We start from the raw sequence: 14,022 nt of genomic DNA on the forward strand, positions 1-14,022 counted from the left end.
TGCACGTATGGGGAGCAAATAGCTCGAGGAACCTATTGGGAGCTGACGTGCGGATAGCCCATCAGGGTCCAATGCTTCTGCATTATTTAAGAGACCGGATATACGTGTGCAGTCGTACCTAATGCCTATCGTGCCCCATGCTTGCAAACGAGGAGGACTCCATATACGTGCGTAGATGAATTTTTTCTTGGTAAAGCGTTTGATCGTTGGTGACGGCCGTGACACCGCCGTCACCAATGCCGAGAATGACCGGCTGACCATGCTCGGTAGCGGCGTAGGTTAACTGGATGGCAAAGGGTGTCCGCTAGATTACCTCGGCCTTGCCCTTACGAAGCACCCAACGGGCCTTCGCCGGATGCGTGGGCATCAGCCAATTCCCTTGCTGACTTTTGACACATAGGCCTTCATCCCAACCTCCTTGATTGATAAGAACGCACCGTTAAAAAATAGTGGTAAGGTTCGCTTCGGCCAGGTTAGTCGGCCTTGTTGTGTCGTGATGACGGTCCCTACCCATCAGGACGGTTTACGACATGGCGACAGAGCAAGAACATCCCAGGGGTGTCATGACCCGCATAACGTAGTGCACCAAAAGGCACACTTGGCCTATTCAACTAGGGCTTGCAAAGCTACCCGCAAGCCCCGCATCCATCAGCAGCGTTGATGATGCGTGGGGTGATAGACCAAACTGATAACACTCACATTAAAATACAGGATCGCATTTCGAATGGCTGAGGCCTATTACATGCAGCTTACCCGGCAGCTGCGCGAACAATTGCGCTACGGTGGTGCCACTTGGGTAGATGAAGTCGGCAGGCTGCCTGCAGAGCGGGTGCTAGCAGAACGTTTCAATACCACCCGTGTGACGCTGCGCCAGGCACTTGCGCAGTTGGAAGGAGAAGGCAAAATTCATCGCAGTAACCGGCGCGGCTGGTTCGTCTCGCCCAAGCGTCTAGAGTATGATCCAACGCGCGATGCCGGCTTCAACGACTATGTGACTGCACAAGGACGCACTCCTCGTACTGAGGTGCTGGGTGTAACAACCGCAACATGTCCGGCGGCAGCCAGCGCGCTGGGGCTTGACGTGAATCATCCGCTGTATCATATACGCCGCAGACGCTATGTTGACGAGCGCGCAGTACTGGTGGAGTCCCTTTGGGTCGTGCCTGAGCAGGCTCCTGGTCTTTTGCAGGAGCGCTTTGATCACTCGCTATGGGGACTATTGCGTGAACGCTGGCAGCTTGAACTCTCACACCGCTCCATCCGCATGGTGTCAGAAGCGCTGCAACAAGATGATGCCAGTGAGCTAGGCGTGGCTACTGGCACCGCAGGGCTTAATATCAGTCGAACGATTTTCGACACCCGTCATCGACCCATCGAATATGACGAAGAGCACTGGTTACACGATGCATTGAGTATTCGTGTAGAGCTCTCAAATACTACCTAAACGCCTTCACCAGCGGTCAATCTGTTAAAGCCAACGTCAATACTTCTTCATGTTACTGTCACGGCGGTGTCATCTCGTTGCGCCAATATTCTGGTCTACACCAGGGATGGTGAGTTACGCACTGCGTTTCACCACTTATCCAAATGACGAGATATGATCATGACATTGCAACGCTCACTAATCGCATCCGTTGTCCTTAGCGCGGCCTCAATGACGGCCGCACAGGCTACTGAGCTGACGGTTTACACCGCCGTCGAATCTGATGACCTGCAAAAATATGCCGAGCGCTTCAATCAGGCGCATCCCGATATCGAGATCCGCTGGGTGCGTGATTCCACCGGTGTGATCACTGCACGCCTTTTGGCCGAAAAGGATAATCCCCAGGCGGATATGATTTGGGGCCTGGCTGCCACCAGTTTGTTGGTGTTGGAAGAGGAGGGCATGTTGGAGCGCTATGCGCCCGCTGGAATAGAGAAGCTGGATCCTAAATTCGTCGATGTGGCCTACACACGTGACGGCGAAGACCCCGCTTGGGTGGGTATGGATGCTTGGGTAGCATCGATCTGCTACAACACCATTGAGGGTGAGAAAAATGGCGTACCGAAACCGACATCATGGAACGACTTGACGCAGCCCGAGTATGAAGGCCACGTGATCATGCCCAACCCAAACTCCTCAGGCACTGGCTATCTTGATGTGGCCAGCTGGCTGCAGCTGTGGGGTGAAGAGCAAGGTTGGGACTACATGGATCGTCTGCACGATAACATTTCTCGCTATACCCACTCCGGCTCTGCCCCTTGCAGCCTGGCGGCGACCGGTGAAACCACGGTAGGGGTTTCTTTTGCTTTTCGTGGTGCCCGTTTGAAGTCGCAAGGCGCCCCGATTGAGCTGGTGTTCCCGGAAGAGGGTCTAGGTTGGGATATGGAAGCCGCCGCCATCGTGGCCGGTACCGATAAACGCGAAGCTGCGCAGACATTGATGGACTGGGCCGTCTCACAAGACGCCAACGAGCTCTATAACGAAGGCTATGCGGTTGTAGCGTATCCCGGTGTAGCACAGCCGATCGATAATTATCCCAGCAATATCGTAGAGCGCATGATTGACGCAGACTTTCAGTGGGCAGCGTTGAACCGCAAGCGTGTGTTGGATGAGTGGCAGCGTCGCTACGACAGCAAGAGCGAAGAGTAAGCACAACGTTGAAGGCCCGGTGCCTAATGGCACCGGGCGAGGAGTTTGTTATGCAATCGATGACGGCTGCGCTATCGCCCGGGCTTTATGCAGAGGTAAAAAAAAGCGATACCCACCTCGCTATTACCCAACTGACGAAGCGTTTTGGTGACTTTACCGCACTAAAACAGATCGACCTGGAAATACAAGAGGGCGAGTTTGTCTGCTTTCTTGGCCCGTCAGGCTGCGGGAAAACCACACTATTACGTGCCATCGCCGGATTAGCGCCGCAAAGCAGTGGGAAGATTATCCAGCGCGGCTGTGATGTATCTACTTTGCCACCTCAAGAACGCGACTTTGGCATTGTGTTTCAATCCTACGCGTTGTTTCCTAATTTGACGGTTTACGGCAACATCGCTTACGGACTGCGTAATCGGCGCGAGGATCGCCATTGCATCCGCGCCCGTGTAACGGAGCTTTTAGCCCTGGTCGACTTGGCCGGGAGTGAAAGCAAGTATCCTGCAGCGCTGTCGGGTGGGCAGCAGCAACGCGTCGCCCTGGCACGTGCACTGGCTACCGAACCGAGCCTGTTGCTTCTGGATGAGCCGCTATCGGCCTTAGATGCCCGTGTGCGTGTGAACCTGCGCGGTCAGATGAAAGCCCTGCAGCGACGCCTGGGTGTCACCACCATCATGGTCACTCATGATCAGGAAGAGGCGCTGACCATGGCGGATCGCATCGTGGTGATGAATCACGGCGTGATCGAGCAGATCGGGACGCCCGAAGAAGTGTACCGGCAACCCGTCAGCGAATTTGTAGCGACGTTTGTCGGCAGCATGAACTTTTTGGATGCTGTGCCTGAGGGTAGTTCGGGGCTTCGCCTCGGCTCACAATGCCTGAAATGCTTGCCACATGGGCTGGATGATAGTCCACGCGCGCGTTTGGCCGTGCGCCCTGAGGATGTCGCGTTAACACCCTGCACCACTGGCCTGTCAGCCACCGTGCAGGGGATTGAGTTTCTTGGTGCTTTTTTACGCGTACGCCTGCACCTCGACGACAGTGACCAGCCTCTGTTGGCCGACGTATCGGCACGCGATGCTGAGTCAGTCGCCCTCGCGGTGAATGGCCGCGTTGGCATCTCGCTACCTGCTGCGGCGATTCGCTTGTATCCCGCGAGCGAGGTCGCGTCATGATAGCGTCTACGCTGATGCCGGCGCGATTGCGATCTAGTGAAGCATTGATCCGCCTCGCGGCGCTTTTGTTGGGGTTGGCGCTACTGGTCGTTGGTCTGTTGCTGCCGCTTTTGACCATGCTGGTGAAAAGCGTGCAAGACCGCAACGGCGACTTCATTGGCCTGACCAACTTTATTCATTACTTTCAGGTACCGGCGCTGGTTAACTCGATCCAGCAGTCGCTGTTTGTGGCACTACTGAGCACGATGCTCGTGGTGAGTTTAGCGTTTCTGTGTGCCTACGGGATTACGCGCACTTGCATGCCAGGTAAGCGGGTCTTTCGCGTGCTGGCGATTTTGCCCATCCTGGCGCCTTCGCTGCTGCCGGCAATCAGCCTGGTGTATCTGTTCGGCAATCAAGGCTGGTTTCGCGAGGCGTTGATGGGGCAAAGCATTTATGGCCCGATTGGTATCGTGATGGGCATGAGTTTTTGGATCTTTCCACATGCGTTGATGATTCTAACCACAGCACTGGCTAACAGTGACGCACGTCTCTATGAAGCTGCCGAGGCATTGGGAACACCAAAGTGGCGTAGCTTCCTGACCATTACACTGCCAGGTGTGCGCTACGGGTTAATTTCCTGCACATTTGTCGTGTTTACCTTAGCGATAACCGATTTTGGCGTACCTAAGATTATCGGCGGGCAATACAGCGTGCTGGCCACGGATGTTTATCGTCAGGTGGTGGGGCAACAGAACTTCCAGATGGGCGCGGTGGTTAGCGTGATTTTGCTGCTACCGGCGGTGTTGTCCTTTATCGTCGATCGTTTGATACAGCGTCGCCAGGTGGCACAGCTCTCGGCGCGTGCTGTGCCCTGGCAGCCGACCCCCGCGCCTTTGCGTGACGGACTCTTTGCGATATTTTGCTACAGCGTTGCGGGCGTGATCCTGTTGGTGATCGGCACGGCTGTATATGCTTCGCTGGTGCAGTTCTGGCCTTATAAATTGTCGCTGACGCTTGATCACTACGGTTTTGACGGCTTGGCCGGGGGTGGCTGGTCAGCTTGGTTCAACTCATTGAAGCTGGCTTTTTCGGTTGCGCTAATCGGCACGCTGGTGGTGTTCTTCAATGCGTGGTTGATCGAAAAGAGCGATGGCTTTGCGCCGCTGCGCCAGGGGCTGCATTTCATGGCAATGTTGCCGATGGCGGTACCAGGCATGGTGCTGGGGTTGGCGTATATTTTCTTTTTCAATCAGGCGGGCAACCCGTTCAACTGGCTCTATGGCACGCTGGCAATTTTGGTGCTTAACACGCTGATTCATTTCTATACGGTATGCCACCTTACATCCGTCACCGCGCTTAAGCAGCTGGACCCAGAGTTCGAAGCAGTCGGAGCATCGCTGAAGGTGCCGTTCTGGATCACCTTTCGTCGCATTACGCTACCGGTATCGCTGCCAGCAGTGTTGGATATTTCCGTGTATCTGTTCGTCAATGCCATGACTACCGTCTCCGCTGTGGTTTTTCTCTACAACAGCGATACGCGCTTGGCTTCGGTGGCAGTGCTGCACCTTGACGAAGCTGGGTACTTTGCCAGTGCAGCGGCCATGGCAGTGTTGATTTTTCTCACGTCGCTGGTGGTCAAATTGCTGCACGCGGCACTGACTCACGTGTTATTGACGAAAGCACAACGTTGGCGTCAAGCCACTTAATCATGTTTTTAGCTCACTATTGAGGTGATAACGCCATGACGGATACGACACCCCTAGCTTTTAACGATGCCTTACCTCCTGTCGGCGTAGACAAAAGCGATGTGATGACAGCGTTACAGTCTTTGTACCAACGGGCGGGCAACATGCACTACGGCGAAGATGTGACGCAGCTGGAGCATGCGGTGCAATGTGCCTCTTTAGCCCAACAATCAGGAGCGTCAAGTGCGCTTATCGTAGCGGCATTGCTGCACGATATCGGCCATCTTGTCGGTCCACGCGATTGGCGCGAACGCAATAAACACGACGACGTTGGCGCCGCGTTATTAGAGCGTTTTTTTGATGATGCAGTATGCCAACCGATTCGTTTGCATACCGTAGCAAAGCGCTATTTATGTGCTATTGAGCCTGCGTACGAAGCGTCACTGTCCGAGGCGTCCAAGCATTCTCTGATGCATCAAGGTGGTGTCATGACAGCAGAAGAGTGTCGCGATTTTGAAGCGTCTCCTCATTTCGATGCGTCTGTCATGCTTCGGCGTTGGGATGATGTCGGGAAGTGCACAGAACTAAGTGGTGTGGCGTTTTGTGAGTTTATGCCGACGATCAGGCAAGTCCTCGACCAGTAATACAGTGTCGCTTCCTTGCGCAATTTTTTTGACCGAATTTCTGGTATATACCAATGACTTTTACACACGATCAAGCTTTGTTTGAGAAAACGCCGTACCTCCTCACTCCAGGCCCATTAAGCACGTCGGTGGCGACTAAGAATGCCATGCAGCAAGACTGGGGCTCTTGGGATAGCGATTTTAATACCATCACCGCGGATATTCGACGCCAGTTGCTGTCCATGGCAGGCGACGATGACGACGCTTTTGTCTGCGTACCGATGCAGGGAAGCGGTACCTTTGCTGTTGAAGCCACCCTGGCCAGTATCACTGACTCGACTAAACCAACGCTGGTGCTCAGCAATGGGGCTTATGGTAAGCGTGCCGCCCAGATCCTTAGTTATCTGGGGCGCCCGGTACAAGTGCTGGATAAGGGCGATTACTTGCCGCCGCTACCGGAAGAGGTCGATGCGTGGCTGACGGCGCATCCTGAGATTGCAACGGTGGTGCTGATTCATTGTGAGACGAGCTCCGGTATTCTCAACCCTCTAGAAGCGATTGCTGATGTGGTTGCCTTGCACGGCAAGCGCTTTATCGTCGATGCCATGAGCTCGTTTGGTGCTGTGCCAATCAATGTGCAGCGTATTCAGTTGGACGCGTTAGTGTCATCAGCCAATAAATGCATTGAGGGTGTACCGGGATTCGGCTTCGTAATAATCCACCGGGAGGTTCTAAAAACCAGTGAGAACCGGTCACATTCGCTCAGTTTAGATCTCCACGCTCAATGGAGCTACATGGAGCGTACCGGGCAGTGGCGGTTTACCCCGCCCACGCACACGGTGATGGCTTTCCATCAGGCCCTGGCACAGCATCAGGCGGAAGGCGGCGTGGCTGGCAGACTTGCGCGTTATACCCAAAACCGTGACGTGTTAGTTGAGGGAATGCGACAGCGGGGTTTTCAAACATTGTTGGATGATGCTTGGCTGTCGCCAATTATCACCACGTTTTTCAGCCCGCGAGATCCGAATTTCGCCTTCGCGCGTTTCTATGCGGCCTTGAAGGCACGCGGCTTCATCATCTACCCAGGTAAGCTGACTGAGGTTGAGAGTTTTCGCATCGGCCATATCGGGCAAGTAGACAGCAACGTCATGAATGCGCTTTTAGTCGCCATTGACGAGAGCTTAAACGAAATGGACGTAACCGATACGCGCCCGCCTCAAGCCGCTTACTCTATGGGAGAACTCGCATGATCTACCAGACGCCTTCGCAGCTAGATGCGGTGATTTTCGACTGGGCGGGAACACTGGTTGATTTTGGCTCCTTTGCACCGACGCAAATCTTTGTTGAAGCTTTTGCCGAAATGGGCATAGCACTTTCTTTGGAAGAAGCCCGTGGCCCAATGGGCATGGGTAAATGGGACCATATCCGCACGCTCTGTAACGATAGGGACATCGCGGCGCGCTTTGAAATAGCGACTGGGCATCTGCCAACAGACGATGACGTCACCGCGCTATATGAGCGCTTTCTGCCATTGCAGATAGAAAAAATCGCTGACCATTCTGCACCTATACCCGGCGCGCTGGACGTTGTGGCGACGCTACGCAAAAAGGGTATGAAACTTGGGTCGTGCTCAGGCTACCCGGCGGTGGTAATGGAAAACGTCGTGGCATTGGCGCGTGAGCAAGGCTTGGTACTGGATTACGTTATCGCCACCGACGAGGTGCCGAACGGGCGGCCATATCCGGCACAGTCGCTGGCCAATGTCATGGCATTGAGCGTTCGTGATGTCGCTGCTTGCGTCAAGGTTGACGATACCGTGCCAGGTATTGTTGAGGGTCGTAGCGCCGGTATGTGGACGGTGGCTCTGACGTGTTCCGGTAATGCGCTCGGGGTGACGTTTGAGACATATCAGTCCATGGAAGAGGCTGACCGCCAAACCACGCACCGTCGAATTGCCGAGCAATTCGCTTCGAGCCAGCCGCATTATCTCATTGAAACTATCGCTGAGCTTCCTGGAGTGATCAGTGCTATCAACGCACGTTTGGTTCTCGGGGAGAGGCCTTGAGTCCCACGGCGCTGACACTGATTGTGGTCTCCGTTTGCCTGCATGCAGGATGGAATGTACTTGGCAAGCGGCGTGCGCCGTCGCTTGCCTTTTTTAGTCTGGCGATCATGGCCGGTGGGTTAACGTTTCTGCCACTACTGCTTTTAGGTCCACCAGTTACCGTGTTGCCGGGGAAGTTTTGGGCGTGGCTAGTGGCTTCAGGGCTGTGCCAGATGTTCTACATGGGTGGGTTAGCCTGGGCCTATGCGCGAGGTGAAGTTAGCGTACTTTATCCTATTGTACGCGCTTTGCCCGTCGTGTTCGTGCCACTGGTGTCAGTCGCGTTACTGGGCAGTCAGGCGATCACCTCGTTCGACGTGCTAGGCATGGGACTGATCGTGCTAGGAGCGTTGTGCCTGCCTCTTTCTGACCCTGCAGCGCGTCGCCTGGCGACCTACTTCAGTCCCGCTTTAGGGTTTGCGCTCCTCGCCGCGGTGGCTACCATGGGCTACTCGCTGATCGACCATCGGGCGCTGGTGTTGATGCAACAAGCTGGACACAGTGCACAGACGGCGGGCGCGCAGTTTATGGTGCTACAAGCACTGGTTACACTGCTTTGGGCATTGCCGCTGATCGCCTGCCTCACTAAGGAGCGCAGGCAACTACCTAAGCTATGGCAGAGTGAGCGTCAAGTCATCATCGTAACCGGCTGGATGATCACGGGCACCTACGGCCTTGTGTTAGTGGCGTTAGCGCTAACGAAAGAAGTCAGCTATGTCGTTGCGTTGCGCCAACTCTCGATTCCGCTGGGAGCATTGATTGGCATTCTATGGCTAAAGGAGCGGCTATCAGCATTAAAGGCACTAAGTCTGGGTGTAATGGTGGTAGGACTTGGTATGGTGGCTTACTAACAGTCTGTCGGATTAAGGGGCGTAGATCGCAGAGGTAATGTCCCAATCTAGTTTCTTCGCAGGTTAAGCGTACGAACGGGCATCACCGCTTGTCAATGATCAGGCGGTATGCTGCCAGTTGCGGGACAGGAGTTCGTGGATTTGGCTGGCCTTCTGGGTCGGCAGCCATTCAAGGACGTCTCGGAGGTAGGCATAGGGATCGTTGCCGTTCAGCTTGGCGCACTGAATCAGGCTGATGATAGCGGCAGCGCGTTGGCCACTGCGCAGCGACCCGGCGAATAGCCAGTAACTTCGGCCCAGCGCCCAAGGACGAATCAGGTTCTCAGCGCGATTATTATCAATGGGCAGTCGGCCGTCATCGAGTTAACGCGTCAGCGCCGCCCAACGTTTCAGGCTGTCGTACAGCGCTTTCGCCGTCGCCGAGCTGGTCGGCACCTTCTCGCGCTGAGCCAGCATCCAGCGGTGAAGCTATCAGGATGAGCGTCCGCTGTTGGTCAGCACTGCCTCACGCCAGCGATCCCAGGGTGGAAGGGGCGCCAACGACTCGAATAGATAGTCGAGGAAAACGCGGACCTTACGCGAGCGAAGGCGCCGTTCGGTAGTCAGCACGTGAATGTCGCGGCGCCCCGGCATGACCTCGCAGCGCCAGGATTCAAGCAGAGCGACCAGCGCGCCGGTTTTTAACTCGTCGGCAATCAGCCAGGTGGGGAACATCACCAGGCCTTGCCCCAGTAGGGCGGCATGGACCAGACTGATGGCATCGTTGCTGTAGAGATTGCCGATGACCTCGAAAGGCGTGGCGCTGGCCTGATCCGGTGCCTGAAAGTACCAACGTTGGCGCCCCATCTCGCCCTGATAGAGCAGGCAGTTGTGAGTGGCAAGTGCCTCCGGCGATTCGGGCTCGCCATGCGTCAGAAGATAGCTTGGCGCTGCGGCGATCACGTAGTTCATTGGTGCCAGGCGACGCGCTACCAGCGACGAATCCGAAAGTTTTCCCACCCGGAAGGTGACGTCGTGCCCTTCGCGAACCGGATCGACCACGTGGTCGTTTAATTGTAATTCGGCCTTGAGTGAAGGATACCGCTTCTGAAAGCGGTGCAGCAGGGGCACGATCTGGCGCTGACCAAACGCCACCGGTGCATTGATGCGCAGCATGCCGCTGGGCTCGGCATCCGGATGCGTCAGCGCCTGCGTGGCAACGTCGAGCCGATCCAGAATGTCGCGCACCTCTTCGTAGTAGCGCCAGCCCGCTTCGGTGAGCGTTACGGCACGGGTATGCCGGTAAAGAAGTGGCTGGCCCACGGCCTCTTCCAAGCCTCGGATCTGTCGAGAAATCGAGGAAACCGCGCGCTGGAAGTGGCGGGCAGCGGCAGTGAAGCTTCCCGTGGCGGCGACTCGCTCGAAGACACGCAGGGCATTGAGATCCATCGTATTGAAACTCCTCAAGTTGCGCTTCATGCAATAAAGATTTGCAGTGCTTTCGATTGTAGCAATGAACCACCGCGACCAGAATGAATGCATCGGCTACCCGCTTTGGGGGCCTGGCAACGCTTACGAAAGGAGACAGCCCATGCGTAAAGGATCTGCACTAGTCGTCGGTGCCACCGGGATTACAGGCGGTAATTTGGCATCTTACCTAGTGGCCAGCGGCTGGACGGTCTACGGACTTTCTCGCCACGCGAGCGAAAAAAACGGCGTAATTCCAGTTGCCACGGATCTGCTCGACGCCTCGGCTACCCGAGAGGCACTGGCCGGCCTGCCGATCACCCATGTCTTCTACTGCACCTGGGTTGGTCGCGACAACGAGAAAGCCAACGTCGAGGCCAATAGCGCCATGATGCGCAACCTGTTCGCGGCGCTGGGTGACGTCGAACTACAGCACGCCTCGCTGGTCACGGGAACCAAACAGTATCTCGGTTCGTTCGAAGCCTACGGCAGCGGTCGCATCGAGACGCCGTTTCGCGAATCCGAGCCGCGCGTCCCCGGCGACAACTTCTACTACGCCCTGGAAGATGTCCTGTTCGAAACGGCCGAGCGTCAAGGCTTCGCCTGGAACGTGCATCGTCCGCACACAGTGATCGGCTATGCCCGCGGTAACGCCATGAACATGGGCACCACGCTTGCCGTCTACGCCTCGATCTGCAAGGCAACCGGCAAGCCATTCGTATTCCCGGGGTCGCAGGTTCAGTGGAACGCCCTGACCGACATGACCGACGCCCTGGTTTTGGCGCGCCAGATGGAGTGGGCCGCAACGACGCCGGGTGCAGCGAATCAGGCATTCAATACAGTCAACGGTGACGTTTTTCGCTGGCGCCGCATGTGGCGCGAGATCGGTGAGTACTTCGGTCTCGAAATAGCAGACTGCCCGGAAACGCCGCAGCCGCTGGACACCCAGATGGTCGGAATCGACACCACCTGGCGCGACATCGCCGAGAAGCATGATCTGGTCGAGCCGGACGTCACCCAGCTCGCGTCCTGGTGGCACACCGATGCCGACTTGGGTCGCGACCAGGAATGCGTTAACGACACCGCCAAGTCGCGTGATTTCGGTTTCGACCATTTCCGCGAGACCCGCAGTGCGTTCTTCGACTTGTTCGATCGCCTGCGCGCCGAGAAGATCATTCCCTGATCGCAAAAAATCGGTAAAAAAGACTCGGCGTCGACAGGCGCCGAGTCTTGTAGTTTATCTAAAAGCGCGTAATACCTCTTCCTGAGTCGCGTAGCGCGAAGGGGATACAAGCGAGGTGTCCGAGAGGACGCCTTGTGTTCTTACGCAAATGATACTAAAATGTAAGCAATGAAAACTTAACGCACCTATAAGTACCGATTCTACCCAACGCCCGAGCAGAAAATCCTGCTGGCGCGAACGTTTGGGTGCGTGCGGTTTGTCTGGAACTGACGCTCGGTCACGGTTCCGCGACGTGGCAGCCGCTCACGGCGTGGCTGCCGACTCCATACCTGCCATGTTCTTCGGTGGCCGTGCCTGGATTGGTGACAGCGGGATGATTCGCAGCCATCACCCGCTGTTGTCACTGGAGACTGTCAGCCTGCGTGATGTGGCCCATTATCCCTACATCATGCTGACGGTGGACGAGGCCGATCAGACGGCCATCAGCTACTGGCAGCAATCGGGGCTCAAACCGAACACCCTTTTCCAGACCACCTCGGTAGAGGCGGTGCGCAGCTTAATAGCCAACGGAACCGGCGTCAGCATCCTGTCTGACTTGGTTTATCGCCCTTGGTCGCTAGAGGGACGGCGTATTGAGCATGTTGAACTCTCAAACCCCATCCCCGCCATGAATGTCGGCCTCGCCTGGGCGAAAAACTCCCCTCTCGAAGCGTCAGCCCAAGCCTTCTGTGATCAGGCGTTGATGTAGATCTCGTAGTACCATGTGCTGAAAGGTTGTAGGGAAGAGGTGGGGCGCGTGGTCAGGCGCAACTTGGTGGTGGTTCTGCTCACCCCCGCGTCCGAACCATCCCACGCGCATTCAGACTCCTCGGCCCGGCCGTCTGACGCAGACTATTCCGGTGCACATGGCAGCGACGGGGTGCCAAGTACTGTCGTGGTGCTGATCGAAGGCGGCAAACGTGTCTGGCTGCACAGTGCGCTCCAACGGCACTTTGACCTGACAGGCACCGCACGCCGGATGTGGTGAGGACGCCATATATTTTATACCGTTATCTTAAATGTTAAGTAAAAACACGCGTCCTTCCTTATTAATTAACACGGTAAACCTTGCACTTTTAGTGCGAGAATGGATAGCACGGCACCCGCCAAGGTGCTCTGTTGTTGATGCTTGAATGCTTACAGAATGCTAAACATTCATGTAAATAATGAAAGCTTAACGCTTCTATAAGTACCGATTCTACCCGACGCCCGAGCAGGAAATCCTGCTGGCGCGAACGTTTGGGTGCGTGCGGTTTGTCTGGAACGCGGTGCTCGCTATCGCACCGACGCGTTCTATCAGCGTCAGGTAAAGGTTGGCTATAACGATGCCAGTGCATTCTTGACGCAACTGAAAAAAGTACCGGACACCGCGTTCCTGGCCGAGGTCAGTTCGGTGCCCTTGCAGCAATGCCTGCGCCATCAGCAAACGGCGTTCAAGCATTACTTCGCACATCGGGCCAACTATCCCCGCTTCAGCCAGCTCATCAGTGACGGTCTCCGATGTTTCCGAGCCTTCGATACTTCCACCTACGTCCATGACCGCCACATCACCGGGGGTGGGCGTGCCAGTGTGGAGAACCCTGAGTTCAACTGGGTCAACACACTTCTTGGCAACGTCAAGAACGCCATCACTGCCACGTACCATGCCATCCGTGGGCAGCACGCCCCTAGCTACCTGGCCGAGTTCGAGTACCGCTTCAATCGACGCTATGATCTCAAGGCCATGATCCCGCGCTTTCTCACGGTGGCGGTAAAACGCCGCCGATACCGTATCGACTGCTGAAGATGGCTGAGCCATATGCGTAATCAGGAAAGATTTTGCGGCACCCTCTTCAAGGCGAGGTAGCTGACTTGGGGAAGTAAGATGGCGACAGCTGATCTAACAGTCTTTACCATGCTATCAGGGCATTCATTCGGGCCAGGTACTACTGCCGGAGGGTGACCTTCTTGCCCTGATGCTCGGTCTAAGTAAAAGAGAACTACCTTATCGGGTGGCTTTTTCAGGCAATAGCAGGAAAGCTAGAGTCAACTCGCCTGCGGCTGCTCAGTAGCTGCACTGACGTTATGCAGCTGTTCCTTGATGGCAAAAATGATGCTGACAAATTTATTAACTGACCCGCACGCCCTTGACGCGATCCAAGGGGAGCATGACATGCTCCTCGTGTTGCTATCATGGGTAATTGCTCTAGGAGACTGTCGGATTTTAGATAACGTCATGAGATACTTGCCTCCTGCCACCCCACCGGAACGACGCCATGAGCCGCTTCATCCCCGTTGATCGCCAGACCGACTATCTTCTGCCGCC

At 55.7% G+C, this 14,022-nt stretch carries 12 protein-coding genes and 4 pseudogenes; 14 read left to right on the plus strand and 2 right to left on the minus strand.

Annotated elements, in window-relative coordinates; all coding sequences use genetic code 11:
• Positions 1-724 precede the first annotated feature (724 nt).
• The 8 genes from DU506_RS19390 to DU506_RS19425 all read left to right on the plus strand — a co-directional run bounded on the left by DU506_RS19390 (position 725) and on the right by DU506_RS19425 (position 9,049).
• Positions 725-1,444, plus strand: coding sequence for a UTRA domain-containing protein (locus DU506_RS19390; protein ID WP_114488513.1), 720 nt, complete (start codon positions 725-727; stop codon positions 1,442-1,444).
• A 159-nt stretch (positions 1,445-1,603) separates the two neighbouring features.
• A complete protein-coding gene (locus tag DU506_RS19395; protein WP_114488523.1) occupies positions 1,604-2,632 on the plus strand; it encodes a putative 2-aminoethylphosphonate ABC transporter substrate-binding protein in 1,029 nt (342 codons plus the stop codon).
• A gap of 50 nt (positions 2,633-2,682) precedes the next feature.
• On the plus strand, positions 2,683-3,804 hold the full coding sequence (locus DU506_RS19400; RefSeq protein WP_114488514.1) for a putative 2-aminoethylphosphonate ABC transporter ATP-binding protein: 1,122 nt from the start codon (positions 2,683-2,685) through the stop codon (positions 3,802-3,804).
• Positions 3,801-5,492 carry a putative 2-aminoethylphosphonate ABC transporter permease subunit gene (locus DU506_RS19405; protein ID WP_114488515.1) on the plus strand — a complete coding sequence of 564 codons (1,692 nt, stop codon included), beginning with the start codon at positions 3,801-3,803 and terminating at the stop codon, positions 5,490-5,492. Before DU506_RS19400 ends, DU506_RS19405 begins: the two co-directional genes overlap by 4 nt.
• A gap of 35 nt (positions 5,493-5,527) precedes the next feature.
• Positions 5,528-6,115: an HD domain-containing protein gene (locus DU506_RS19410; protein ID WP_114488516.1), complete on the plus strand. Its 588-nt coding sequence runs from the start codon at positions 5,528-5,530 to the stop codon at positions 6,113-6,115.
• Between the two features lie 53 nt (positions 6,116-6,168).
• Complete coding sequence (locus DU506_RS19415; RefSeq protein ID WP_114488517.1) at positions 6,169-7,344, plus strand: 2-aminoethylphosphonate--pyruvate transaminase; 1,176 nt, start codon at positions 6,169-6,171, stop codon at positions 7,342-7,344.
• The gene (phnX, locus tag DU506_RS19420; RefSeq protein ID WP_114488518.1) at positions 7,341-8,159 is read left to right on the plus strand and encodes a phosphonoacetaldehyde hydrolase; all 819 of its coding nucleotides are present in this window, start codon (positions 7,341-7,343) and stop codon (positions 8,157-8,159) included. The genes DU506_RS19415 and phnX overlap by 4 nt, the downstream gene beginning before the upstream one ends.
• Positions 8,156-9,049: an EamA family transporter gene (locus tag DU506_RS19425; protein ID WP_114488519.1), complete on the plus strand. Its 894-nt coding sequence runs from the start codon at positions 8,156-8,158 to the stop codon at positions 9,047-9,049. The genes phnX and DU506_RS19425 overlap by 4 nt, the downstream gene beginning before the upstream one ends.
• Before the next feature lie 99 nt (positions 9,050-9,148).
• On the opposite strand, the pseudogene DU506_RS19430 reads toward DU506_RS19425, so the two are convergent.
• Both DU506_RS19430 and DU506_RS19435 read right to left on the minus strand, forming a co-directional pair.
• Positions 9,149-9,517, minus strand: a pseudogene (locus DU506_RS19430) (IS66 family transposase); the annotation flags it as partial.
• A gap of 3 nt (positions 9,518-9,520) precedes the next feature.
• Positions 9,521-10,477: a LysR family transcriptional regulator gene (locus tag DU506_RS19435; RefSeq protein WP_114488520.1), complete on the minus strand. Its 957-nt coding sequence runs from the start codon at positions 10,475-10,477 to the stop codon at positions 9,521-9,523.
• 142 nt (positions 10,478-10,619) lie between these two features.
• Between DU506_RS19435 and DU506_RS19440 the strand changes: the two genes are divergently transcribed.
• The 6 genes and pseudogenes from DU506_RS19440 to DU506_RS19460 all read left to right on the plus strand — a co-directional run.
• On the plus strand, positions 10,620-11,678 hold the full coding sequence (locus tag DU506_RS19440) for an SDR family oxidoreductase (protein ID WP_114488521.1): 1,059 nt from the start codon (positions 10,620-10,622) through the stop codon (positions 11,676-11,678).
• Positions 11,679-11,858: 180 nt separating this feature from the next.
• Positions 11,859-11,945: pseudogene (locus tag DU506_RS19445) on the plus strand (helix-turn-helix domain-containing protein); the annotation flags it as partial.
• Positions 11,946-11,970: 25 nt separating this feature from the next.
• Positions 11,971-12,426, plus strand: a complete 456-nt coding sequence (locus DU506_RS19450; RefSeq protein ID WP_235825802.1) for a LysR substrate-binding domain-containing protein — start codon at positions 11,971-11,973, stop codon at positions 12,424-12,426.
• 48 nt (positions 12,427-12,474) lie between these two features.
• Positions 12,475-12,705 carry a hypothetical protein gene (locus DU506_RS19455; protein WP_114488522.1) on the plus strand — a complete coding sequence of 77 codons (231 nt, stop codon included), beginning with the start codon at positions 12,475-12,477 and terminating at the stop codon, positions 12,703-12,705.
• Between the two features lie 232 nt (positions 12,706-12,937).
• Positions 12,938-13,191: pseudogene (locus tag DU506_RS22895) on the plus strand (helix-turn-helix domain-containing protein); the annotation flags it as partial.
• Positions 13,192-13,523, plus strand: a pseudogene (locus tag DU506_RS19460) (transposase); the annotation flags it as partial.
• Between the last annotated feature and the right edge of the window lie 499 nt (positions 13,524-14,022).

This window comes from Vreelandella rituensis (assembly GCF_003336665.1).
GTDB classification, from domain to species: Bacteria; Pseudomonadota; Gammaproteobacteria; order Pseudomonadales; family Halomonadaceae; genus Vreelandella; species Vreelandella rituensis.

Bases quoted from the DNA above. Each gene is read 5' to 3' on its own strand.
- DU506_RS19390 (WP_114488513.1), top strand. From the start codon at position 725: ATGGCTGAGGCCTATTACATGCAGCTTACCCGGCAGCTGCGCGAACAA.
- DU506_RS19395 (WP_114488523.1), top strand. From the start codon at position 1,604: ATGACATTGCAACGCTCACTAATCGCATCCGTTGTCCTTAGCGCGGCC.
- DU506_RS19400 (WP_114488514.1), top strand. From the start codon at position 2,683: ATGCAATCGATGACGGCTGCGCTATCGCCCGGGCTTTATGCAGAGGTA.
- DU506_RS19405 (WP_114488515.1), top strand. From the start codon at position 3,801: ATGATAGCGTCTACGCTGATGCCGGCGCGATTGCGATCTAGTGAAGCA.
- DU506_RS19410 (WP_114488516.1), top strand. From the start codon at position 5,528: ATGACGGATACGACACCCCTAGCTTTTAACGATGCCTTACCTCCTGTC.
- DU506_RS19415 (WP_114488517.1), top strand. From the start codon at position 6,169: ATGACTTTTACACACGATCAAGCTTTGTTTGAGAAAACGCCGTACCTC.
- phnX (WP_114488518.1), top strand. From the start codon at position 7,341: ATGATCTACCAGACGCCTTCGCAGCTAGATGCGGTGATTTTCGACTGG.
- DU506_RS19435 (WP_114488520.1), bottom strand. From the start codon at position 10,477: ATGGATCTCAATGCCCTGCGTGTCTTCGAGCGAGTCGCCGCCACGGGA.
- DU506_RS19440 (WP_114488521.1), top strand. From the start codon at position 10,620: ATGCGTAAAGGATCTGCACTAGTCGTCGGTGCCACCGGGATTACAGGC.